General features: G+C 38.7%; 21 protein-coding genes and 4 pseudogenes. 11 read left to right on the top strand and 14 right to left on the bottom strand.

From position 1 onward, the window contains the following. Positions 1-334 precede the first annotated feature (334 nt). The gene (locus ACQ86H_RS03725) at positions 335-823 is read right to left on the bottom strand and encodes a DUF1345 domain-containing protein (RefSeq protein ID WP_431293890.1); all 489 of its coding nucleotides are present in this window, start codon (positions 821-823) and stop codon (positions 335-337) included. Between the two features lie 182 nt (positions 824-1,005). Continuing rightward, positions 1,006-1,788 (bottom strand): O-methyltransferase, encoded by a 783-nt coding sequence (locus tag ACQ86H_RS03720; protein WP_431293889.1) that lies wholly within the window; start codon positions 1,786-1,788, stop codon positions 1,006-1,008. 44 nt (positions 1,789-1,832) lie between these two features. Between ACQ86H_RS03720 and ACQ86H_RS03715 the strand changes: the two are divergent. After that, a pseudogene (locus tag ACQ86H_RS03715) lies at positions 1,833-2,703 on the top strand (transglutaminase-like domain-containing protein). Between the two features lie 12 nt (positions 2,704-2,715). Then, a complete protein-coding gene (locus ACQ86H_RS03710) occupies positions 2,716-3,825 on the top strand; it encodes a glycoside hydrolase family 18 protein (protein WP_431293888.1) in 1,110 nt (369 codons plus the stop codon). Here ACQ86H_RS03710 and ACQ86H_RS03705 read toward each other — a convergent pair. From ACQ86H_RS03705 to ACQ86H_RS03670, 8 genes and pseudogenes are all read right to left on the bottom strand, one after another. Further along, positions 3,820-4,302: a CAP domain-containing protein gene (locus tag ACQ86H_RS03705; protein ID WP_431293887.1), complete on the bottom strand. Its 483-nt coding sequence runs from the start codon at positions 4,300-4,302 to the stop codon at positions 3,820-3,822. The two genes, ACQ86H_RS03710 and ACQ86H_RS03705, sit on opposite strands and share 6 nt — an antisense overlap. Before the next feature lie 66 nt (positions 4,303-4,368). Continuing rightward, a complete protein-coding gene (locus ACQ86H_RS03700) occupies positions 4,369-5,196 on the bottom strand; it encodes a glycoside hydrolase family 16 protein (RefSeq protein WP_431293886.1) in 828 nt (275 codons plus the stop codon). Between the two features lie 355 nt (positions 5,197-5,551). Next, complete coding sequence (locus tag ACQ86H_RS03695; RefSeq protein ID WP_431293885.1) at positions 5,552-5,998, bottom strand: alpha/beta hydrolase; 447 nt, start codon at positions 5,996-5,998, stop codon at positions 5,552-5,554. Next, positions 5,959-6,465 carry a hypothetical protein gene (locus tag ACQ86H_RS03690; protein ID WP_431293884.1) on the bottom strand — a complete coding sequence of 169 codons (507 nt, stop codon included), beginning with the start codon at positions 6,463-6,465 and terminating at the stop codon, positions 5,959-5,961. Before ACQ86H_RS03690 ends, ACQ86H_RS03695 begins: the two co-directional genes overlap by 40 nt. Positions 6,466-6,481: 16 nt before the next feature. Next, positions 6,482-7,555 (bottom strand): annotated as a pseudogene (prfB, locus tag ACQ86H_RS03685) (peptide chain release factor 2). 134 nt (positions 7,556-7,689) lie between these two features. Next, on the bottom strand, positions 7,690-8,994 hold the full coding sequence (locus ACQ86H_RS03680) for an amidohydrolase (RefSeq protein ID WP_431293883.1): 1,305 nt from the start codon (positions 8,992-8,994) through the stop codon (positions 7,690-7,692). 124 nt (positions 8,995-9,118) lie between these two features. Then, the gene (locus ACQ86H_RS03675) at positions 9,119-9,493 is read right to left on the bottom strand and encodes a hypothetical protein (protein WP_431293882.1); all 375 of its coding nucleotides are present in this window, start codon (positions 9,491-9,493) and stop codon (positions 9,119-9,121) included. Positions 9,494-9,633: 140 nt separating this feature from the next. Next, positions 9,634-10,311, bottom strand: a complete 678-nt coding sequence (locus ACQ86H_RS03670; protein WP_431293881.1) for a hypothetical protein — start codon at positions 10,309-10,311, stop codon at positions 9,634-9,636. A gap of 330 nt (positions 10,312-10,641) precedes the next feature. Between ACQ86H_RS03670 and pgi the strand changes: the two are divergent. The 8 genes and pseudogenes from pgi to ACQ86H_RS03630 all read left to right on the top strand — a co-directional run bounded on the left by pgi (position 10,642) and on the right by ACQ86H_RS03630 (position 18,593). Continuing rightward, positions 10,642-12,287, top strand: a pseudogene (pgi, locus tag ACQ86H_RS03665) (glucose-6-phosphate isomerase). 206 nt (positions 12,288-12,493) lie between these two features. After that, complete coding sequence (locus ACQ86H_RS03660; RefSeq protein WP_431293880.1) at positions 12,494-13,807, top strand: M16 family metallopeptidase; 1,314 nt, start codon at positions 12,494-12,496, stop codon at positions 13,805-13,807. A 33-nt stretch (positions 13,808-13,840) separates the two neighbouring features. Beyond that, on the top strand, positions 13,841-15,919 hold the full coding sequence (locus tag ACQ86H_RS03655; RefSeq protein ID WP_431293879.1) for an insulinase family protein: 2,079 nt from the start codon (positions 13,841-13,843) through the stop codon (positions 15,917-15,919). 281 nt (positions 15,920-16,200) lie between these two features. Further along, positions 16,201-16,563, top strand: a complete 363-nt coding sequence (locus ACQ86H_RS03650; RefSeq protein WP_138818661.1) for a c-type cytochrome — start codon at positions 16,201-16,203, stop codon at positions 16,561-16,563. Positions 16,564-16,611: 48 nt separating this feature from the next. Beyond that, positions 16,612-17,154, top strand: coding sequence for a YceI family protein (locus tag ACQ86H_RS03645; RefSeq protein ID WP_138818662.1), 543 nt, complete (start codon positions 16,612-16,614; stop codon positions 17,152-17,154). A 5-nt stretch (positions 17,155-17,159) separates the two neighbouring features. Next, positions 17,160-17,510: a DUF5777 family beta-barrel protein gene (locus tag ACQ86H_RS03640; RefSeq protein WP_431293878.1), complete on the top strand. Its 351-nt coding sequence runs from the start codon at positions 17,160-17,162 to the stop codon at positions 17,508-17,510. After that, positions 17,414-18,106 carry a DUF5777 family beta-barrel protein gene (locus ACQ86H_RS03635; protein ID WP_431295332.1) on the top strand — a complete coding sequence of 231 codons (693 nt, stop codon included), beginning with the start codon at positions 17,414-17,416 and terminating at the stop codon, positions 18,104-18,106. Before ACQ86H_RS03640 ends, ACQ86H_RS03635 begins: the two co-directional genes overlap by 97 nt. 85 nt (positions 18,107-18,191) lie before the next feature. Further along, entirely contained in the window at positions 18,192-18,593 is a 402-nt protein-coding gene (locus ACQ86H_RS03630) for a ubiquinol-cytochrome c reductase iron-sulfur subunit (protein WP_431293877.1), read from the top strand. 60 nt (positions 18,594-18,653) lie between these two features. Here the strand turns inward: ACQ86H_RS03630 and ACQ86H_RS03625 are convergent, their stop codons facing one another. The 3 genes and pseudogenes from ACQ86H_RS03625 to ACQ86H_RS03615 form a co-directional block, all read right to left on the bottom strand. Continuing rightward, complete coding sequence (locus tag ACQ86H_RS03625; protein ID WP_138818665.1) at positions 18,654-19,796, bottom strand: ABC transporter permease; 1,143 nt, start codon at positions 19,794-19,796, stop codon at positions 18,654-18,656. Beyond that, positions 19,796-20,932, bottom strand: a complete 1,137-nt coding sequence (locus ACQ86H_RS03620) for a glycosyltransferase family 2 protein (protein ID WP_138818666.1) — start codon at positions 20,930-20,932, stop codon at positions 19,796-19,798. The genes ACQ86H_RS03625 and ACQ86H_RS03620 overlap by 1 nt, the downstream gene beginning before the upstream one ends. After that, a pseudogene (locus ACQ86H_RS03615) lies at positions 20,910-21,865 on the bottom strand (lysylphosphatidylglycerol synthase domain-containing protein). The gene ACQ86H_RS03620 and the pseudogene ACQ86H_RS03615 overlap by 23 nt, the downstream one beginning before the upstream one ends. Before the next feature lie 60 nt (positions 21,866-21,925). Here ACQ86H_RS03615 and ruvC point away from each other — a divergent pair. Further along, on the top strand, positions 21,926-22,513 hold the full coding sequence (ruvC, locus tag ACQ86H_RS03610; RefSeq protein ID WP_138818668.1) for a crossover junction endodeoxyribonuclease RuvC: 588 nt from the start codon (positions 21,926-21,928) through the stop codon (positions 22,511-22,513). A gap of 169 nt (positions 22,514-22,682) precedes the next feature. On the opposite strand, the gene ACQ86H_RS03605 is transcribed toward ruvC, so the two are convergent. Beyond that, a complete protein-coding gene (locus ACQ86H_RS03605; protein WP_431293876.1) occupies positions 22,683-23,474 on the bottom strand; it encodes a DUF4349 domain-containing protein in 792 nt (263 codons plus the stop codon). Between the last annotated feature and the right edge of the window lie 22 nt (positions 23,475-23,496).

Genomic DNA, 23,496 nt, shown 5'->3' with positions numbered 1-23,496 from the left:
ATGAAAAAATCGGGATGCTCGCTACTGTCAGGTTTATGATCGAATGGCTTGTTCCTCGCATAGCGCCAAAAGCATTTAACCCTTGTAACTAAACCCGATCAAAGTGGTTCCGGTTCTTCCCGGAAGTAACAGAGAGCGGGACTGAAGCCCTCCAAAAGAAATGGACTGCTCATTTCCAAAACTGCTCTAATTGGTTGGAATAAATCTTTTCACGACACCTCCTCCTGTTAAAAATGATGTATTTTAAAGATCTTTCGCTGCGTTTAGGATGACAAAAAAATGTGGGATGATAGATCTCTCCACTTCGCGATACTTCGGTCGAGACGACGATTCGTTATTTGCTTAACCCTGCCAATGCATTGATGGTTAATGCTACAATAACCGTATTGAAGATAAAAGCGATTAAACTATGTAAAAGAGAAAGTCTTCTGAGCTCTCTATTCGAAATTTCGACATCCGAGACCTGGAAAGTCATACCCAGAACGAAAGAAAAGTAGGCAAAGTCAATAAAATCAGGCTCATCATTGCCTGGAAACTCCAATCCCGAACCATCTTTTTCTGATTTTTCTTTCCGCTTGCCGCCATAATATAAATGGGCATAACGCATGGTAAAAGTGGTATGTACTAAAAACCACGATAAAAACATGCCAAGTATAGCAACGATTAAATCAAGTGGTTCAATATCCTTGTTAATCAGCAACAGAACTACCGCCAGTAAACCGGCAAAGGTAGAAACCACTACAATGGCAAAAATTTCGCCACGGGTTTCATCCTGCATTTTGGCTTTTAAGTGAGTTTCGGCAGCAGAGGTGTGAAAAAACATATACCAATGGAGGGTATTGAGTACCAGACAAAAAAATCCCACCCTAACATAATATGCGTAAGGGTATCCATTTTACAAAGAAACGAAAGCAGGTAAGCTCCAATTCCCGAGAAAAAGCTGAGCAGCAAAACAAAGAGTGCTGATCGTTTTTGAATACCTGCTAATTTCGGTTCCTGCATGGGTTAAAACTTAAGTTTAAAATGTTCTTTAGCCTGACCCTTTTTAAAATAAACCAAACCAATCCAAAATAAATCGATGGTTATGGTAACATCAGGGTGGTTTTTAATTTCGGTCCAGGCTTCTTTCATACCTTCACTCCAATAAATATCGTCAAAGATGAGCAAAGAATTTTCGGTAACTTTTGGCAGGCACCATTTAAAATAATTCAAAGTAGCATCTTTCCGGTGGTTTCCGTCAATATATACAAAATCGAGGCTGGGCTGGTGAGCAATAACATCGGGTAAAATTAAATCAAAATTGCCTACATGGAGTTCGATATTCTCTAAATCCAGATCCCGGAAATTTTTCCTGGCCACCTCTGCCGTTTGTGGACAACCTTCTATAGTAATAACCTCGGTTTGGGAATCTGTCTTTGCTAAATAAGCAGTTGTAATACCCAAACAGGTACCCAATTCAATTGCACTTTTGGCCTGGGTATTTTTGGCTAACCGATAAATAAGCTTGGCCAACCTTGGGCTTTTTAATGCATTTTTGGCAATCTGACTGACCTTCTTTGTCCGGTTTTTATTGAGGTGAGAGCCCGCGCCGAGGTCGGTAACGGTGATTACAGAATCGTCATTAAAAAGTTTTTTTCGTTGCTGCTCTATATCTTTGTATTCAGATTTGTCGTTAAAATCGTAAATTACCTCGTCAGCGAGCTTGTACACAAATGGCGAATGCGTTCCATGCCTGCTCTTAGCTGTTAAACGGTGTTTAAGGTAATCTTTAATAAATTGAAATAGCATAATATTGCAAAAGTAATTAAACACCGCAAACGTATGTATGTTTTATGGAAAATATCGCAGAGATAAGTGCTTTAGTAAAATTATTGGATGATCCGGACGAGGAAGTGTACCAACATGTGGAGAAAAAACTGCTTGAATATGGCGGTGAGGTAATTCACTATTTAGAAAATGCCTGGGAACAATCTTTCGATGGCTTGATGCAGGAACGCATTGAAAATATTGTCCATCAAATCCAGTTCAAAAACCGTTAAAGAAGATCTAAACCTTTGGTATTTAAGTGGTGCTTTCGATTTATTGCAGGGTGCCTTGATTATAAACCGTTACCAATACCCTGATTTAGACGAGCAAAAAGTAATTAACCAAATTGAAGAGATAAAAAGGGATATCTGGCTGGGACTGCAGTACGAAATGAGTTCGGTTGAAAAAGTAAAATTAATTAACCATGTTTTATACCAGCAATATGGTTTTGGCGGTAACACTAAAAACCACCACGATCCGCAAAACTCTTACTTAAATCAGGTTTTAGAAAGCAAAAAAGGCAATCAGATTTCTCTGGCTATTATCTATTCTACCCTGGCCCAAAAGTTAGATCTGCCTGTGTACGGGATTAATTTGCCGCAGCATTTTATTTTAGGTTATATTGATGATAGTAAACAAGAGGGCACTGAGTATGGTGTACTATTTTATATCAATGCTTTTAACCGTGGTAATATTTTTGGCAAACATGATGTGGATCAGTTTTTGCGTCAGCTTAACTTAGAAGCTTTACCCGAATATTATAAACCCTGCAGTAATACCGATATTATCCGCCGCGTAATTAGAAACCTGATTTCTGCTTATGAAAATGCCGGAGCAACTGAAAAAGTAGCTGAATTAAACGAACTTCAAAACATTTTAGCAGAAAATAGCATTTAAATTCCCCAACCTGTGTACAAAAATATTGGTAATCTACCCAGAATTTGCCTGATGGCTTTAATGCTTTTCGCTGGCAGCCTAAAAGCGCAAAAAATAGTTAAACCAAATGTTATTGCTTACTACACTGGCCAGGGAGGATCGGTCATCGATAGTTTTCCAATTGAAAAGATCAGTCACCTGATTTACAGTTTCGGGCACTTAAAGGGTGATAGTTTAAACATCACTTCAGCTAAAGATTCGGCTTTGATTTCGAAAATGGTGGAGCTGAAAAAACGTAACCCCAATTTAAAAGTAATCATTGCTATGGGTGGATGGAGTGCCTGCGCTTCTTGTTCAGAAGTATTTAGCAGAAAGGAAGGAAGAAAAACATTTGCTAAAACAACCAAAGCGCTTCTAGATTTCTTTAAGGCCGATGGTATAGATATCGACTGGGAATACCCGGCTATTATGGGTTATCCCGGGCACCGGTATACGCCTGATGATAAGCACAACTTTACTTTATTGATCAAAGAACTGAGAAACACACTCGGCAAAAAATCAGAGATTAGTTTCGCAGCTGGTGGCACCCAAAGTTGCATCGATTCTTGCTTTGAATGGGAAAAGGTGATGCCACTGGTAAACCGGGTAAATGTAATGAGTTACGATCTGGTAAGTGGATACGCAACACAAAGTGGCCATCATTCGCCTTTATATTCTACCCCACAACAAACTTTATCAGCCGATTATGCAGTAAAAGCTTTAATTACTTTAGGTGTACCTGCGCAAAAAATTGCTTTAGGAGCAGCATTCTACGCGCGTATTTTTGAAAACACTACCGATGCGAACCATGGATTATACCAGCCGACAAAATTTTTAAGCAGCGTTGCTTTTAAGGATTTCAACAAACAGTTCTCAACCGAAAATGGCTATACTTATTATTGGGATGAGACAGCTAAAGCTCCTTATTATTATAATCCGAAAACGCGGTATTTGGTTACTTTTGATGATCCAAAATCAATTTCATTAAAAACCAAATATGTAATTGATCAAAAATTAAATGGCATCATGTTCTGGGAATTAGCTAATGATCCGTATAGCAAGGGCTTACTGGACGCAATTGATAAAACGATAAAAGATTTATAAGGAACTACCAAAGGTTACTACCCAATAATTTTGTGCCATACCTGCACCAGCTTCTCTACTTTTAGCATCCATCATAGCTTTACAATGGCTTACACTATTTTTCCATGCGGTAATTACCTGATCTACTTGAGGATATCCCCTGGCTAAATTTTCTGCCCTAAAATCGCCTTTATAGCCTGCGCTTAATGCACGTTCGGCGGGAGTACCACCATCTGGAGATAAATGATCAAAATAGTTTTGTTCAGCCATATCTTTTGCATGCACTATGGCTGCATTTTGCAACTGGCTATTTAAAGATAAATCAGGTACCGGGGCCATGTATTCAGTTCCACAATTACATCCGCTCTGTCTTAGCAGATTAATCCTGTCAATCAATAAAGTAATTTTGTTTTCTGGCCTTGTTATTTTATCCTTTTTGCACTGCATCAGTAAAACACAGAGCAACATACCGCCAAGCGCGATTAAATATTTGTTCATATTTTATGTATGCAGCAAATGGAGGTAGCGTTACAGCTACCCCCAAATTAATATTTATTTAATCAACTAGAAAGCTCTTTCTCTACCCAGATAAATATTTTTACCAGTATAAAAAGTATTACCAGACGGACCGGGAGAGCCACTATCACCTTCCATTTGCATGTTGATGATTAGCCACATCGGTTTATTTACCGAATTACTCATGGTATGCTTGGCTACCCAAACATTATCAATGTAATAATGGCAATCTACATCAGTCGCACTTACTTTGTTGTACCAGCATTTATAATTGTGGTAAGAACCTGCATTAGAAACTGCTGTAAGTTTATTCTCCCAACCACCATCATAAGTGTTTTGCCAATTGGTATTATTGCCTTTAAATTCCATAATATCGCTTTCTGGTGGCCACGAATTAACACCCGTAATCCAGAATGCGGGCCAGGTGCCCTTACTTGTTGGCACAGCGAAATCTCCTGAAATGGTATAACTGGGAAACTGATCGTTGATTAGCACCTGTTGTTTAGCATGGCATGCGCCAGAGTTATACCAAATGGCTACATTGGTAAAGCCGTTAGCTGTACTGTTTCCAGGCGAGGTAGCTAAGCGGGTAGCTTTAATTGTTAATACACCTCCGCTTAACGAGATTTGATTATGGTTAGAAGAACTACCTACCATACGTGCAGAACCATTATGATCAGTACCCCAGGGATAATTATAATTCCATTGCGCCTCAAAATTAGCATAGCTGGCAAAAGAATTGCCATCAATTAATGTCTCCCAGGCTTTAACCTGGCCATTTTGTGATTTAACTTCAGCCTTATCTTTTTTGCAAGATAAAAGTCCGGTAAACAAGCATACCCATAGCAGGCACCATTTCATTGTTTCTTTTCTCATTTTTTTTGAATTAGGTAAATATTTGGTTAATTGGTAAACGCATTATACTTGATGTCTAACTTCATAAAAAACTGAAATACAAGTATATTTAAATTCAAAACTGTAAAGCTGCTTGTATAATTTTTTAGGTATTTGGTTAGATCATCTGCAGCGTACCCAGTCATAAAGACTACGTTTACGTAAACAAATCTATACAAACAAATACTGAAAAATAAGGGGCTAAATCGTAAAAATAGAGTGGTAAAATGGGACTTTAGCCTGTTTCGCAGAAAAATAGAAAAACGATATGAAAGCAAAAGCCTGACCACAAATCATGATCAGGCTTTATTAAATGTTCAAATTGCTATTGAAGATTTTAAAATTTCTCTTTTTTCATCCAGGCAGCCAATAGGCTAAACCAGTCTACATCTGAAGTTTTATTAATCAAACCAAAGCCGTGACCACCGTTTTCGTATAAATAAATATCGGTATCTACCTTATTCTGCTTTAGTGCCTCATTCATTACAACACTATTTTCATAAGGAACGGTTTTATCATCTTTAGCATGCACAAAGAAAACAGGAGGCGTTTTTTTGTTTACATTTTTATTGGCTGAAAAATAATGTTTTAAACTGTCAGCAGGATTTGGTCCCAATAAATTCTTCATCGTACCCGTATGTACTGATTCTTCGAAACTGATAACCGGATAAATTAATGCTCCAAAATTTGGCTTTAAATTTATTTTTTCAGGATCAGCAATTTTTAAGTCGTTGTAATGTGCGATTAGGGTTGAAGCAAAATGTCCACCGGCAGAAAAACCCATAATTCCAATCTTATTAGCCTTAATCCTATATTTTTTTGCATTTTTCTAACCAGATAAATGGCTTGCTGGGCATCTTGCAGCGGTCCATAGGTCTTATCAACCATAATTTCATCGCTAGGCAAACGGTATTTCAATACAAAGGCGGTTACACCAATGGCATTAAAGCGTTTAGCCACATCTGTTCCTTCATGACTAAATGCGAGCGCACCATAGCCCCCACCCGGACAGATAATTACTGCTGTGCCAGTGGAAATGTTTTTAGGCGCTTCAAAAACCGTTATTGTAGGTATAGAGACTTTTGTAACACTTAATGTGCCATTTGAGCGGACTTCGGTATTTTCTACATAGGTTGCTGGCGTAGGTTTTGCGCCCGGAATGTCGCCAGTATACAAGGGAATTACTTCCTGTGCATTGGAATAGTTAATTGCCATAAACAATAACATGATAAAGATGGATGATTTTGCCATTTGTTTTAGATTAAAATTAAAACTCCATTAAATAAGCCTTTAAAAAATCATTAATATCGCCGTTTAAAACTGCATCAGGATTAGAGGTCTGGTAATTGGTACGGTGGTCTTTCACCCTTCTATCATCCAAAACATAACTCCTGATCTGCGAACCCCACTCTATCTTTTTCTTCGATCCTTCTACCGCAGCAATAGCTTCGTTACGCTTACGTTCTTCAATTTCGAATAACTGCGACTTGAGCAAACGGATGGCATTCTCTTTATTCTGCAGTTGCGAACGCGATTCCTGATTTTTAATAATAATGCCAGATGGTTTATGGTATAAACGCACTGCGGTTTCAACCTTATTTACGTTTTGTCCGCCGGCACCACCAGCCCTGAATGTTTCAAATTCAATATCGGCTGGGTTAATATCAATCTGTATAGTATCATCAACTAAAGGATAAACATATACCGAGGCAAAAGAGGTATGTCTACGGGCGTTCGAATCGAAAGGCGATATCCTTACCAAACGGTGAACACCATTTTCGCCTTTCAGGTAGCCGTAAGAAAAATCGCCGTCAAACTGGAGTGTTACCGATTTTATCCCTGCAATCTCCCCTTCCTGACTGTCCTGTTCAGTAATTTTGTAGCCGTTTTTCTCACCCCACATCATATACATCCGCATCAGCATGTAAGCCCAGTCGCAACTCTCTGTACCGCCGGCACCAGCGGTAATCTGCATTACTGCAGAAAGCTGATCTTCTTTACTGCGCAACATGTTTTTAAGTTCAAGGTCTTCAACAGCCTGTTTACCCGTTTCGAACTGGTCTTTCAATTCGGATTCCGAAGCATCTCCGGATTGAAAAAATCAAACATCACCGCTGCATCCTCTACCGCAGTATGGGTTTGGTTAAAGCCATCAGTCCACTTTTTCTTTGAACTGATTTCTGCCAGAATTTTTTCTGCTTTTTTTGGGTCGTCCCAGAAATCGGGCGCCATGGTTACTTTTTCTTCTTCGCGAATGGCGTAAAGTAGCTCATCGACGTCAAAGATACCTCCTTAGAGACGTTACTCTGTCTCTTAAATCCTGAATCTGTTCTTTATTCATGGAGCAAATATATAAAATCGCTTTTAGCATAGCGCATGGCGGAAAGCGATTTTAATTAAAACTGAATCTTTACTGTTTGTTAAACAATTTTATTTTCGCTATTAATTCATACGGCATCATGACTAATGCCCCCCTTATTTCTTAATCGACATATAATCCAGCGCTAGATTAGACAATAATTTAACACCTAAAGCAAAACCACTTTCATCAAGGTAAAAATCTGGTGTATGGTGCGATGCAGCTTTTAATCGATCTTTACCTTTTGGCATGCCTCCTAAAAACACAAACAAACCCGGTACTTTTTCCTGGAAGAAAGAGAAATCTTCTGCACCGGTAACAGGCGGTTTTAATTTCACATGATTTTTACCTGCTGTTGATTCCATGCTTGGCAACATCTTTTCTGTTAATGCAACGTTATTAAAGGTAACGGGATAGTGGTTACTGTAAGGAATTTTCACTTCGGCTGTTGCGCCACCTGCCTCAGCTGTTTTGGTGGCAATAGTTTTTATCCGTTCGATAAACATCGCCTCATCTTCTTTACTAAAATTGCGAACAGTACCGAGCATCTCTACTTTTTCCGGTATAATATTCGATCTTACACCACCGTTAATGGCACCAATGGTAACCACGCCCGGATTCTCAGTAACATTTAAATTGCGGCTAACAATGGTTTGCAGATTATTGATAATCTGAGCCGAAATCACCACGGGATCAATACTGCTCCAAGGGTATGCCCCATGTGCCTGCCTACCAGTAACCGTAATTTTCATATCGTTTACGGCAGCCATAGTTCCACCCGGACGATAGGTTACATCGCCAACCTCCGTTTGAGAGTTGATGTGTAAACCGAAAATTACATCAACTTTAGGGTTTTCGAGTACACCTTCTTTAATCATTAATGCAGCTCCACCTTCATCTCCCGCAGGCACACCTTCTTCAGCAGGCTGAAATATGAATTTCACCGTACCTTGAATATCTTTTTGCATCGAAGCCAGCACTTCTGCTACGCCCATTAAAATAGCCACATGACTATCATGTCCGCAAGCATGCATTACGCCAACCTCCTGACCATTATATTGTGTTTTCACTTTCGAGGCAAACGGAATATCTACCCGCTCGGTAACTGGCAAACCATCCATATCAGCACGTAAAGCCACTACCGGCCCGGGTTTACCTCCTTTTAACACACCAACAACACCTGTTTTGGCAACGCCTGTTTTTACCTGTATCCCTAAGGATTCTAAATGTTTTGCAATAATACCAGCTGTTCTTACTTCAGCATTCCCCAGTTCAGGATGTTCGTGAAAATCACGCCTCCAGGTAATTACTTTTTGTTCAATGGCATCTGCTTTTCTCGAAACCAATGGCCTTAAATCTGATTTTTGGGCGAAAGAATTTAATGCCAGCAATGAAAACCCGATCAGGAATATTTTCTTCATAAATGAACTATTTAGTTTAGGTTGCCCTAAGGTAATCAATTTTAAGAAGAGATGTAGCTGTGTAAAACAACAAAAGCCACTCTGCAATGCAATGCAGAGTGGCTTTAAATAAAAAAATTAAATACTACCCCTTTTTAAATACGATTATCCTTCTGCCATAAACATCGCAGGCAAGGACATCTCCATTTGGCGCAACCGTTACGTCTACTAAGTTCAAAAATGAACCAGCACCTATTTTTTCTTGAATATCTCCATTTTCATCGGTCTTAATAATAACACTTTCACCAGAATTGGCGATATAAATATTATCGCCAAAAGCCCGTAGCCCAAAAAGGTAACCCTTTACAGCAAAAACTTTTAAGAATTTACCATTTTTGTCAAAAACTTCAATACGATTATTCCTAGTATCTGAAACATATATCTTGTTTTTGAAATAGCATATACCAAATGGAGCGTCAAAGTCTCCTTCTGCTTTTCCCTGCTTACCAAATTTTAGCAATAAATTTCCATTTTGATCATATTTTTTAATACGGTGATTTACACCGTCAACAATCCAAATGTTTTGTTCATCATCAATTGTTAAACATTCAATATTACCAAAATTGCTATCTCCTGTTCCATAAGTACCCCATTCCTTTATCAGTTGTTTGTTCGGATTAAATATTTGAACATAACTATTGCTTTGTGTACGGGTTGCGATATAATTTCCATTACTAAAAATGCTACAGCTCTGGCAGCAGATCCACTATAAAATTGTTCAATAAAACTTCCAGTGGAACTGAATTTCAAAACCCTGTTTAACCCTTCATCACTAACATAAATATTTCCTGTTTTGTCAACTTCAATGTGCATATTAAAGTTAAACTGTGAAGCCCCTGATCCTTCAGAGCCAAAAGTAAGTGCCTTATAGTAGCTAGATGCAGAAGTATATCCAAAATCAGCGTCGCTAAACCTACTGAACGACGTTGCACTATTATAAGTTCTAACTTTGTAAAAGTTCTTGGTTAAAGATTTGCTAATTACCGAATCATCAAAAGTTGTATCGGTTAATTCTTTTAGCAAAACGTATTTCTGAGTAACATCATTAAACTTGAATAACTGATATTTCTGAGCCAAGGGCATTGGGGTCCATGACACTGTAATACGAGAACCATACACACCTTTTGTTGCTTTTAAATTTATTGGGCGATCGATATCAAGGGTGTCAATAATTCTTAAGGTATCTATTTTAGTTATTCCTTCCTTTTCGCATGAAGAAAAAAAGAAACAAGAAAAAAACAGGCAGCAGGTAGCCAACAGAGAGAGCGATCTAAACATATTTATATTTTTTTACAAATGTACTTAATTTCGAAGCATATTAGAAGTAGGTATCTGATATTTTTACCCGAACAACCTTCAACTTATCCATAATCACGCCTTCGCCAGCCTGATCCACCTATTGCAATTACCAGCTATTGAACATCCCGATTACATCGCCTACATCAGATTTGCCATCATTGCAATCTAACATTGAATAAGCGATGAACTAACAGCACGTTCTATTAAAGTTAATGTGTATAATCAACATTAAAAATTCTTATTGATTTAGAACATTAAAAAGACGATTTTAAATTTTTGCTTTATTACTTTTACAAAAAAACAAAGATTATGTTACCTAAAGTAAATTTCACAGAAACTGAGGCCTATAAGTATTTAGCCGATCATTTTATAGATATTAATCAAAAAAGCATTAAAGATCTTTTTGCTGAGGATGCAGATCGTTTCAATAAGTTTTCTGTTTTTTTTGAGGATATCCTGCTTGATTACAGCAAGAACCGCATTAGCGATGAAACATTAGCGCTATTGATTCAACTGGCACGCGAGTGTAAATTAGATGAAGCGATAAAATCAATGTATAACGGTGATAAGATTAATGAAACCGAAGACCGTTCGGTACTCCACATCGCCTTACGTAATTTAAGCAATACGCCAATTTTAGTTGATGGTAAAGATGTAATGCCCGAAGTAAATGCAGTGCTTGCTAAAATGGAGAAATTTAGCAACAGCATCATCAGCGGTGAATGGAAAGGTTATACTGGCAAAACCATTACTGATGTGGTAAATATTGGTATCGGCGGATCGGACTTGGGGCCTGTAATGGTTACCGAAGCTTTAAAACACTATAAAAACCATTTAAATATTCACTTTGTTTCGAATATTGATGGTACACACATCGCCGAAACATTAGCAGATCTGAATGCAGAAACAACGTTATTCCTGGTAGCATCGAAAACTTTTACCACACAAGAAACCATGACGAATGCGCATTCTGCCCGTACCTGGTTTTTAGAAAAAGGCGGCAAAGAAAGTGATATTGCTAAACATTTTGCAGCATTATCGACCAATGCCAAAGACGTTTCTGCTTTTGGTATCGATACCGAGAACATGTTTGAGTTTTGGGATTGGGTTGGCGGTCGTTACTCTTTATGGAGTGCTATCGGCTTATCCATCTCTTTAAGTATAGGCTTTGAAAATTTCAAACAATTGCTGGCTGGTGCCCATGCAACTGATAACCACTTTAAAACTGCCGAATTTGAAAGTAACCTACCCGTAATATTAGGTTTGTTAGGCGTTTGGTATATCAATTTCTACAATGCAGAAACGCAGGTTATCTTACCTTACGACCAATATATGCATCGTTTTGCTGCTTATTTCCAGCAGGGAGATATGGAGAGTAACGGTAAACATGTTGATAGAAACGGCAACGAGGTTGATTATGAAACCGGACCGATTATCTGGGGCGAACCAGGTACAAATGGTCAGCATGCCTTTTATCAGTTAATTCATCAGGGTACCCGGATTATTCCTGCTGATTTTATTGCTCCGGCGCAGAGCTTAAATCCACTGGGCGAGCATCATCCTATCTTATTATCGAATTTCTTTGCCCAAACTGAAGCTTTAATGAACGGTAAAACCGAAGAAGAAGTAACAGCCGAATTGAAGAAGGAAGGTAAATCTGATTCAGAAATTGAAAAAATTGCACCATTCAAAGTTTTTGAAGGCAATCGTCCAACAAACTCAATATTATTAAAAAAGTAACTCCATATACTTTAGGTAGTTTAGTAGCCATTTACGAACATAAAATATTTGTTCAGGGAATTATCTGGAACATCTTTAGTTTTGATCAGTGGGGAGTAGAACTTGGCAAACAACTGGCCAAAAAAATTCTTCCGGAGCTCGCGGATAACGATAAAGTTTCGAGCCACGATAGCTCTACCAACGGCTTAATAAATCAATACAAGGCCTGGAGATAAATAAATACAAGGCCTGGAGATAAATAAATACAAGGCCTGGAGATAAATAAATAAAAAAGCGAGTGTAAATACTCGCTTTTTTATTTAAATCCCATAATTTAGGCCCATATTTATATTGTTTCACGCTAGTGAAAAATCCAAATTAACTTATTAATGAAATAATTGCCCGCTTTTGATTATTTCTAATCATTAAAAACAAATTTTCTATGAAAAAAAGAATTCTTTTTGCTTTGGCCATTTCCGGTCTGAGCTTAAGTGCTTCTGCTCAAAAAGTACAGTTTACGGAATTCGACCTGGACAATGGCCTCCATGTCATTCTACATCAAGACAAAACTGCTCCCGTTGTTGCCGTTTCGGTAATGTATCATGTTGGTTCTAAAGATGAAGAAACCCAACGTACAGGCTTCGCCCACTTTTTCGAACATTTATTATTTGAAGGTTCCGATAATATTAAACGCGGTGAGTTTATGAAACTGGTAAGCAGTAATGGCGGACAGAACAATGCCAATACTTCTCAAGACCGTACTTTTTATTATGAACTTTTTCCATCAAACCAATTAGAACTCGGTTTATGGTTAGAAAGTGAAAGAATGCTGCACCCCGTAATTAACGAAGGTGGTGTAAAAACACAAAACGAGGTAGTAAAAGAAGAAAAACGTTTACGCATAGACAATGCTCCTTATGGAAAATTCACCGAGAAAATTTTCGGCCATTTGTTTGACGGACACCCTTACCGTTGGCAGCCAATTGGCTCAATGGAGCACTTAGATGCGGCAAAACTGAGCGAGTTTATTGCTTTCTTTAAAAAATACTACGTACCCAATAATGCCGTTTTAACCATTGCCGGCGATTTAGATGTAGACAAAACAAAAGCATTGGTAAAAGCTTACTTCGCTGAAGTACCTAAAGGTGAACCAGTAGTACGTAAAGATTATAAGCTACCGGATATTACCAAAGAGATTATCGATACCGCTTACGATGCCAATATTCAAATTCCAGCCATCTTTGCCGCTTACCGCGTACCAGGCATGAAGAGCAGGGAGAGCAAGGTGTTGGGCATGATCAGCTCTATTTTATCAGAAGGTGGAAGTTCGAGATTAAGCACTAAAATGGTCGATCAAAAGAAAACAGCTTTACAGGTTGCTGCTTTTAACTATTCGCTTGAGGATTATGGTGCTTATATCACCCTGGCATTACCCAACAATAATACGCCACTTAATGATTTATTAAAAGATATTGATGAAGAAGTTTTACGCCTTCAAACTGATTTAATCAGCGAAAGTGACTATAAAAAGCTGCAGAATAAATTCGAAAACAGCTATGTAAGTGCAAACAGTAAAATGTTAGGTGTTGCCGAAAACCTGGCCAATGGTTATACTTTCCATGATAAGGATACAAATGATATCAATAAGGAATTAGAGGTAATCAGGTCCATCACCCGTGAGGAGATCAGAGATGTTGCTAAAAAGTATCTGAACAAAAACCAAAGAGTTGTATTGTATTACTTACCTAAGAAATAAGCAGATTGCTTTTCATTTTAATTATTTAAAAACATGAAGAAATTATTCATTATAGCTGCAATTTCCTTATTGGCTCAAGGGATTTCAGCACAAACAATAGATCGAAGCCACAAACCAAAACCTGGTCCGGCACCCGTTATTACTGTTGGCGATCCTGTGATTTATAAATTGGCAAATGGAATCACCGTTCTAGTTGTAGAAAACCATAAATTACCAAAAGTATCTGCAAGTTACAGTATAGATGCTGGTCCGATTAACGAAGGTGCAAAAGCTGGGGTAGTTGGTTTAATGGGCAGTATGCTTAATGAAGGTACAACCTCTAAAACAAAGGCTCAATTTGATGAGGCTGTTGATCAACTGGGGGCTGATGTAAGTACAGGTGCAAGTGGTGGCTCGGTATCGGCCTTAACCCGTTACTTTCCAGAGGCATTTAATTTAATGGCCGAGAGTATCCGTAAACCAGCCTTTCCTGCAGAATCTTTCGAAAAATTAAAGTCGCAGACTATTACAGGATTAAAATCCAACGAGAAAAGTGCAAAAGCCATTTCAGCCCGTGTGGTAAATGCTTTGGCTTATGGCAAAAGCCATCCTTATGGTGAGTTCGAAACCGAAGCTTCTCTAAAAGGAATTACTTTAGATGACGTTAAAATAGCCTATAAAAAATACATTACCCCTTCAAGAGGTTACTTAACCTTTGTTGGCGATATTAAACCCGAAGCGGCAAAAGCATTGGCAGAGAAAGCCTTTGGCGATTGGAAAGGCACTAGCTTAACTTTACCTGTTCTTACTAAAGTTGCTAATCCTGCCAAAACGGAAGTGGATATCATCAATGTAAGCAACGCTGTTCAATCTGAAATTACAGTGGTAAACTTAATCGACCTGCCAATGAGCAGTCCTGATTATTTCCCGGTTTTATTGGCGAACCAGATATTAGGTGGTGGCTCTGAATCACGATTATTTGGCAACCTCCGCGAGAAACATGGCTTTACTTATGGCGCATATTCAAGCACTGGCTCAGGCCGTTTCCAATCAAAATTTTCGGCTAATGCAGCGGTTAGAAACGAGAAGGTTGATAGTGCAGTGGTAGAATTTTTAAGAGAGATTAACAGTATCCGCACGACCAAGGTGACTGCTGATGAATTACAGAATGCGAAAAATCTTTTCAATGGATCGTTTGCACTGGGCTTAGAAAATCCGGCACGTACTGCAGGCTTTGCGAGTAATATCTTAATTAATAACTTACCTAAAGATTTTTATCGCACTTATTTACAAAAGATTAATGCAGTAACTACTGATGATATTTTAAGGGTCGCTAAAAAATATTACAGCCATGATAACACCCGTATTGTTATTGTGGGTAAAACTGATGCATTTGCAGCTGGCTTAAATAAAGCAGGCTTTAAAACACAGGTTTATGATAATTATGCAAATCCGGTGAAAGCAACCGAAACTGCTGCCGCACCAACAGTTGCACCTGCAGAAATTATCAAAAACTACATTAAAGCCATTGGTGGTGAAGAAGCTATTAAAAAAATCACTTCATTACAGCAAAACGGTGAAATGGAAATGCAGGGTCAAAAGCTTGCCGTTACCATTAAAAATATGGCACCTAACCTAAGCAGCATGGAAATTTCTATGGGTGGCCAAACTGCGATGAAACAGGTTTACAATGGTAAAACAGGATATGCAATGCAAATGGGCCAGAAAGCTGAATTAACCGGCGATGATCTGACTGAAAAGAAAGAGGATAAAGGTTATGGTAATCAAATTTATTATGCTACTGATGGAACTAAAATTGAATCTGCAGGTACGGCAAAAGTTGGTATTGCTGATGCGTTTAAGTTAAACATCACTTCTCCTTCCGGCAAAAAGAAAACTGAATATTACGACACCAAATCGGGTTTACTTTTAAAAGATGAGCGTACCATTACCAAAGGTGGCGCTGAAATTAGTCAGTCTACGGAATATTCAAACTACCAGAAAGTTGGCGATGTATTATTTCCGTTTACCCTAACTCAATCGGTGGCAAGCCCACAAGGTTCTCAGGAGTTTTCAGTTATAATTAAAGACATTAAAGTTAATCCGCCTTTAAAGGCCGAAGATTTTAACTAGGTTTTAGATAAAATTTATCCCGAAAGCCGTTCCGATGTAAAATCGGAACGGCTTTTTTTGTCCCGCAGGCAACCAATCCTAAGAAAGCTACGTAACGATTAAGATTTAAGCAAAAATTATATGAAAAGCTATGCTTATTCAAAAACAGTTATGCTTTTTAAACAAACAGAACATAAATTTTAAAAAATCGGCTATCGCCCTAAAAACTTCAATTACACCGCAATCGAACATGAGGATATAGAAATGAATCTACCACCAATTTTAACCTTAACTAAATACCTATGAAAAAACAAAATTCAATCTTTTTATTAGCCGCAATTACGGCCTTACTTTTTGCCTGCTCTAAAAGACAGGCTGAAGAATTAAAACCAGCAACCCCTACAGGCCCGACAGCTGTAACCACAGCCAATGTAACCTACACCAATTTTGCAGGTGCACTTTTCCAAACCAAATGTAACAACTGCCATGGTCCAAACGGCGCACTTAAATCCATCTGGTTATTTAATGGCTTACCCTCTGTTAAAGATGACACCCGCGTAGCGAATGCTGTTCTGGTTACCAAAACAATGCCAAAAGGCGGTTCTTTGACCGCCAACGAAAGAGAATTATTACAGGCCTGGGTTGATAAAGGTATGCCAGAATAACCCTTCGAAATTAACGCCGGTTTTATTAATCACTTAAATACATTGCAGATGCAAAAATTATTTTTCACATTAACAGCCCTGTTTTTATGCACAGGCATAAAAGCCCAGATTTGGGTAAGTAAAAGCGTTAATTCTTCATTTTTTTCTTCAACACCTGTAGAAGATATCGATGCACAGAGTAAAACCGGTGCTTCGGCGCTTAATACCAAAACCAACGATATCATTTTCAAAATCAACAATACTTCTTTTCAGTTTAAGAAAAAACTGATGCAGGAACATTTTAACGAAAATTATATGGAGAGCGATAAGTTCCCAACTTCTGATTTTAAAGGAAAAATTGTAGAACAGATCGATTTTTCAAAGCCTGGTACTTATCCCGTTACGGTTAAGGGTAACCTGCAGATTCATGGTGTAACCAAAGCATATACGACAAAAGGATCCTTAGTAATTACCGGCGATGAGGCAAGAGCCACTTCTACATTCAATGTAAAACTGGCCGATCATGATATCAAAATCCCAACGATCGTTTTTAAACAAATTGCAGAAACCATACAGGTAAAAATGACCGCTATTTATCAACCCAAAAAATAAAATTTATGAAATTACATCTAAAATCTCTTTTATACCTATCTGTAACCCTCCTGCCTACTTTGGCTTTTGCACAGGATTCGCTCGAAAAAGCATTGCAGATGCCTACTGAAAAAAAGAATGTACAGGCTACTTTTAAGGCAACCAAACTGATCAACATCCAAACCAATGAAACCATTTATAAAAATGAACTGGATTTCAGGGTAGATCACCGTTTTGGTGATATAGCGGGTAGTGCGGGGGTACTAAAAACTTTTTTGGACTGGATCAATCAACAGATATCCGCATTGGTTTTGAATACGGGATCAGCGATAGGCTTTCCGTTGGTTTATCAAGGGCAAAAGGAGCTGGCGTGGTAACACAGCTTTACGAAGGGAACTTAAAATACCGTTTACTGGAGCAAACTGCTGATGATAAAGTACCTGTTGCAGTAACCTTATTCGGCAGTACTACCCTTTCAGCAGCGAAAGCTTCAACTGACCCCACCGCTGCAAATGCATTTGGCGAATTCCAGGATCGATTAACTTACGTGGTGCAAGCCGTAATTGCCCGTAAGTTTAACTCAAACTTTTCGATGCTGATAATGCCGTCGTATGTGCACCGAAATTTTACTGTTTTTGGCGACCAGAACGATATGCTTGCCCTATCTGTTGGTGGCCGTATCAAAATTACCAAACGCATGGCTTTTGTAGCCGATTATACCATTCCATTCAGGGATAAAAACAAAGAAGCTTATCTCGAAAGCACATTGGGAACACAATATTACAAAACGCTTGGTGCCGGATTGGAGTTTGAAACCGGAGGGCATATTTTTCACCTCAATTTCACCAATGCCACCGCAATACAGGAATCACAGTTTATTACCGACACGAATACTTCTTGGCTTAAAGGGCAATACCGTTGGGGCTTTAGTATAGCACGTAGGTTTTCTTTCGATAAGAAAAAAGCAAAGTAATTCAAAATCAACCAAAATAAACCAACAAAACAATTATGGAACGTAATGAATTTATCAAATCTTTAGGCCTGGGCGTAGCATTGGTATGCACAGGAACCTGCTTTTCAGCCTGTGGCAAAAAAGCGATTCACCAGAGCCCAGTAAACCAAATGGTGGTGGTGTTCCTTCAGGCACTACCGCAAGTGTTGATCTGAGCACGCAATTACTAACAGTTGGCGCATCTGTCACCGTAAACAGCATATTATTTATCCGTACTGCCGGGGGAAATACCAACACCTCATTTGTAGCCACACAAGCCGTTTGCCCGCACCAGGGCGGAGCATTAACTTTTATTCAGACCAGTAATTACATTCAATGTGGCTTACATAGTTCGAGGTATACCACTTCGGGCAGCATTTTGGCCCAACCGAGTGACGGCGGAACCACGAGCGCACTAAAAGTTTATCCACTTACTGTTTCAGGGAACACGCTGACTGCAACAGCTTAACTTTTGCTTTTAAGGAGTAAAGCAGTATCGTATTGGTACTGCTTTTTTTATGGAAGGATTTTAGACCGTTATATTCTGACCCTTAACATCAAAGGCATCACGTAAGCCAATAGCAAGCACATTAAAGGCATAAACGGTAAACATAATGGCTAAACCTGGCAAAATGGCGAGGTAAGCGGCATCCATAATAATATAACCATAATGTTCTTTGATCATACTGCCCCAGCTTGGCATTGGGGGCTGAGCACCAAAACCCAAAAAGCTTAGCCCTGTTTCCAATAATATGGCCGAGGCAAAATTAGAAGAAGCAACCACCAATATCGGCCCTGCAATATTTGGGAGTATATGTTTAATAATGGTTCGGCTAGTGCTAAAACCTAAGGCTCTTGCGGCCTCTACAAATTCTACCTCTTTTAAAGCCATTACCTGCCCGCGGACCAATCTGGCCACATCTACCCAGGTTGATAAACCAACTGCAATAAATATCTGCCAGAAACCTTTCCCCAAAGCGAAAGATATAGCAATAACGAGCAGTAATGACGGTAGCGACCAAACCACATTCATAAACCAGCTGATTGTGGCATCTATCCTGCCACCAAAATAACCCGCAATGGCACCTAAACTCACCCCAATAAAAAGTGAAATGAGAACAGCCATTAAACCAACCGATAATGAAACGCGAATGCCTAAAATCAGGCGACTGCATAAATCCCGGCCATAAATATCAGTTCCAAGAATAAAGGTTTCTTTGTAAATGTTGTTTTTCTCAAAAAGAGTCTGTGGAGTGCCCGCTTTTGAAGGTAAAACACAACCGGTGCATAAATCTTTTAATCCGTATACTGTTTCTTTGGCTTTTTCGTCATCTCCGATATACTCCTGCACAAAAACAGCATTACCCTTTATCTTGTATGAAGTTATCGGGATGCTTTTAAAGGTAGGTGTTTGCCCATTAAGCATTCTCTCGAAAAGGTTAACTTTTTCTACTTTAGGATTTCTGCTGATGATTAAAAAAGTAAAGGTACTGCCGGGTTTCTTTTTGTTTAACTGGAGTGTTTGCACATTTGCATTTGGAGAATGATCGGGCATAATTAAATAGCCCAAAATACCCATCAGCATTAATAGCAGGATAAAGATCAGCCCGCCGAAGGCCAGCTTATTCCGTTTAAACTTTAACCATACTTTTTTTGATGGGCTATTATCCATTACCTAACCATTCTGCCTTTCCAATTGTATTTTCCGCTGTTTCCGGCAATGCCAATGTACACCATGTAAATTACATGAAGCACATTTAAAACAGGTATTAAAATGAGTAAACTGCGCCTTTTGGCAAAGCCGGTTACATCCCATAAAAATAGTGTTTCTAAAACCATTTTAACCAATAATTGATAAAATGTGACGGTTAAAAACCCCGGAATAAAAAGGCCTGTGATAAAATTTGCGAGTATAGATAGGTTAAAGATCCAAATCAATACCCCCAACACAATAATAGCCTTATTTTTATAACGGGTACTCTTTGAAGCCCAGCGTTTGCGTTGCTGAATAAATGCACCCAAAGTTTCTTTGGCATGGGTGTACACAATGGCTTCTCTATTTTTGAGGAAACCAATCTGATCTGGATATTTAGCTGCAATTTTATGCAACAATAGCTCATCGTCGCCCGATGCCAGATCATCTATTCCCTGAAAGCCCCCAACTTCATAAAAAGTTGTTTTTTCGTAGGCCAAATTTGCACCATTACAAGTAGATGGTTGCTTATTTCCAATGGTAGAAGCCCCTAAGCCGATAAGATAAAGGAATTCTAGGGATTGTAATCGCTCAAAAAAACTTTTCTCTTGAAAATAAGCTACGGGTGAAGAAATCATTTTATAGTTTTTCTGTTCGTATAGGTTTACAATGGTAACCAGCCAATCCTGCCCCATCCTGCAATCGGCATCAGTGGTAATGATCAGATCGCCGGAGCAGGTGCCGATAGCTGTTTGTATTGCTTTCTTCTTATACGAGTTTAATGCCCTATCCTCGTTTAACTTAATTAGTTTCACATTACTGCCGGCATAGCTTAACACAATTTCTGCCGTTCTATCAGTAGAATGGTCATCAATAATAATAATTTCTGTTAAAGCTTTAGGATATTGCTGAGCAATCAGATCATTAATCGTTTTGGCAATATTCTCTTCCTCATCCCTTGCAGCAACTATAATAGAAACTTTGGTTCGGGGATCAGAATTTTGTGGCGTAAAATAGATCAGGTTATGCCATCCTCTGATAAAATTAAGCACCAAAAAACCATAAATTAAAGTTAAAGCAGCAGAAAATAGACTAGTTAGATTTAAGATTTCCAAAAAAATTGAGTTTAAAAACGAAATAAGTGCCTAAGATAGCAGGAATTATAATATTTATGAGCCAAATACTGGCAGTACATGCGATAACCGCCACGTGCTGATCGGTTACATGTTTAAATAGCTCAACCGCAGTGACACTTCTAATGCCCACATCGAAAAGATCAAGTGAAGGCAGTGCCGACTGTACCAAAAATAGCAAACAGGTCATCATCACAATATCTGCATAATGTAATCCGGGCACCAGCCAAATAAAAAGAATGAAATATTGCGAACTGAATATCAGGTAACGGGCAAAACAATAAGTAATAATTTTGAATAATTCCCTTTTTTTGTACCGGGCCAAAATGCTATAAAATTTCTTGTATCTTCTGGTGAATTTGAAGGATAATAAAATCCCGTTTAACCAACGGATGTTAAAGTAAAAAATCAGAAAAAACAGGCAAAAAATTACCGCAAAAAAAACCAAAGCAATAAATAGTACCTTATCGATCGGGATAAAGCGGTACACGAAAAAGCAGGCTGCAATGGCCCCAAAAACATTGGTCAGCACCAATTGACCGATGCTGCCCACACTCATGGCCACTATTCCAACAATTCTTCTTCGGGGGAGAGGAAAAATACACGACCTCCATATTCTCCTAGTCTGTTTGGCGTAAAAATAGCAAGCGTTAAACCACAGAAAACAGATTCGATGGCCCTGTAGAAACTGATGGGTTCGATATGGCTCATTAAGTATTTCCATTTACCTGACTCTAAAAACCAGTTTACAAACATCAGGAGTATCACTATCCCGATTACCATGATAATTTCTATCTGAGGGATATCTTTTAATAGTGTGCTGAAGTCGTGGAGATTTTTATTCGCAACCAGTTTATGGTAAATAAACCAAAAGGCAAATATTACAATTGCAACTTTGATAAAAAGCGATAATATTTTTTTTGCCTGCCTGTCAAGATTCTCTTTTTATTTGCAAATATGCTTAATATTGCTGTAATGTTGAACGAAAAAAAGGAGCGGGTAATTATGGGCATCGATCCGGGTACTGCGGTGATGGGTTATGGTGTAATTTTGGAGAAGGGAAATAAAACGGAACTGATCAGTTTGGGAGTGGTTAAAATGACCCATTTAGACGATCCTTTTCTTAAACTTCAGCGGATATTTGAAAAAACGGTAGTGCTGATGGAGCAGTATAAACCCGATGTATTGGCCATAGAAGCCCCATTTTATGGTAAAAACATCCAGGTACTATTGAAACTTGGCCGTGCACAAGGCATTGCCATTGCAGCCGCACTATCCAGAAATGTGCCCGTAACCGAATATTCTCCACGCAAGATCAAACAATCCATTACCGGCAGCGGAAACGCCACTAAAGAACAGGTAGCAGCCATGTTGCAGCGCTTACTCAACTTTAAAGAAACACCCGAATTTTTAGATGCTACCGATGGTTTGGCTGTTGCCGTTTGCCATTCTTTTCAAAAAATTACCACTGGTGGTAAATCTAAAACCTATTCGGGCTGGGAATCTTTTGTAAGCGATAATAAAACCAAGGTTAAAGGTTTAGCAGCTAAGGCGAAAAAATAATTATCGGTTGGTGAATCACCAACCGATGGAGAGCGAATGACGATGATAGGTCACGAGGTATCGTCATTCCCAACTTGATTGAATCCTAATTTATAAGTTTTAAGATTCCCGCCTGCGCGGGAATAACGGCCGATTATTTAAATCTGTCATTTGTAGAAGGAATAGATTCTTATTGCCTGGCCTGATCGATCATGTTTTTAGTCGCTTCATCCATTGCCAGTTTATTCTTCCGGATAAAATGTTTTATCACAAAAAATATCACTACACCCACCAATATCAGCATCCAGAGGTTAGAAATAGCAATAATGATTTCTTTAAAAATCGTCCAGCCGTTTACAATACCCAACCATAACCTGTTTATAAATGCCGGACGGTAATCGTACAGGTTATCGTTAGCAACAATCATAGTTCTAACGGTATTGTCCTGATAAAAATTAAGGGTAATGGTGCTAAATTTTACGCGGTTATCGATCTGCATATTCTCGATTCTTTTATCCACATAATCATCTTTGATATAAAGTGATGATTCTACATTGGCGCTCTTTTTCGTCGCAACTTTATTGATTTTTTCAATAGCATCAATGCGGTTCTGCGCTTTTAATTTATTAGCTAAATAAGCAATGCTTTGATCGTCCATTTTCATTGACTGGTTATCTACAAAGACGGCCATTTTTGCGATGGTATTGGTAAATTCGTCCAATTTATCTGATGGTACTTTCGCTACCAGATAACCCTGAGTGCGGTAAGAAGTAATTTCTTTCAACGAATCTGTTGATTGTTTAACCTTGTCTGTTTCCTGGATGGTGCTTTCGATAGAGAACTCAGCAACAGTACCACCTTCTGCTTTAATGGTTTTACTCAGCTGTTCTTTGGTCTGCTGCACATCTTTAACCCTAAACCGCATATCGGCAGTTTTGATGATTTTCTCAGCGGCAGTACTATCTGCAGATTCTTTGCTCAAAGGCTCCAGCGCTACGGTATCA

It is taken from the genome of Pedobacter sp. P26 (assembly GCF_050632135.1).
Classification (GTDB): domain Bacteria; phylum Bacteroidota; class Bacteroidia; order Sphingobacteriales; family Sphingobacteriaceae; genus Pedobacter.
This window is presented reverse-complemented; position numbering and strand designations above follow the sequence as displayed.